This is a genomic window from Mesorhizobium sp. M4B.F.Ca.ET.089.01.1.1, assembly GCF_004022605.1.
In the GTDB taxonomy this organism is placed as follows: domain Bacteria; phylum Pseudomonadota; class Alphaproteobacteria; order Rhizobiales; family Rhizobiaceae; genus Mesorhizobium; species Mesorhizobium abyssinicae.
Genome location: NZ_RZOS01001117.1, coordinates 1 through 696, shown reverse-complemented (window position 1 = coordinate 696; position 696 = coordinate 1). Strand labels below are relative to the sequence as shown.

Below are 696 nucleotides of genomic sequence, written 5' to 3'. Positions count from 1 at the left end.
CGATATGAGACTCATTGGCGCTCATATTCTTTGTTTTTACGAATGATTCCAATGCCTCACGCACTTCAGCCCAGAGGTCCTCAAGCTCGGCCGCGATGGCTTCGAGGACCTGGCGGGGCGCTGTACGGGGAATCTTGCCGACGATGGCTTGATAGGTTTGCTGGACCCTGCCCCAGTTTGCCGGAACGCCTTCCTCAATGCCGGCATCTATCATCTTGACGATGTCGCGGCGGCATATGGTTAGCCGTTCCTTAACGACCCGGTAGGCCTTCTTCTCGGCTCGGACGACTTCCGCCAGTTCCTTGAACTCCGCTGCGCGCGCCACGATCGGCGAGATGTCGAAGCCGTAGGCTTGCTCGATCTCGCCCCCCTGCCCTTTCCGAGCGTAGCGCTTGCCGTTGGGGCTGTCCCTGCGGATGATCAAGCCGCACTCGACCAGGACCGCCAGGTGCCGCCGTAGCGTCGCAGGTGGCATGCCATTGGCGCGGCCGATCAGCTGCTCATTAGACGGCCAGACGATCAGCTCGCTATCGCCATAGAGTGCCGTCTCCGGGTGGAACGACAGCAGGGCATCAAGTATGGCCAGTGCGCGATCAGTCGCGCCCAAGGCGCCGCGGGCTTCCTTGATGTGCTGGAAGACATGCCATTTGTGGACCGTCAGGTCCGCCGGCATGGCCTTTGCGGCCACCTGGCTTG

Annotated in this window: 1 protein-coding gene; it reads right to left on the bottom strand. The window is 61.5% G+C overall.

Translation table 11 applies throughout. The annotated features are described in order from the left end of the window. Positions 1–696 (bottom strand): plasmid replication protein RepC (repC, locus tag EN780_RS36360; protein WP_281035416.1); only part of this gene is annotated, 696 nt, incomplete at both ends.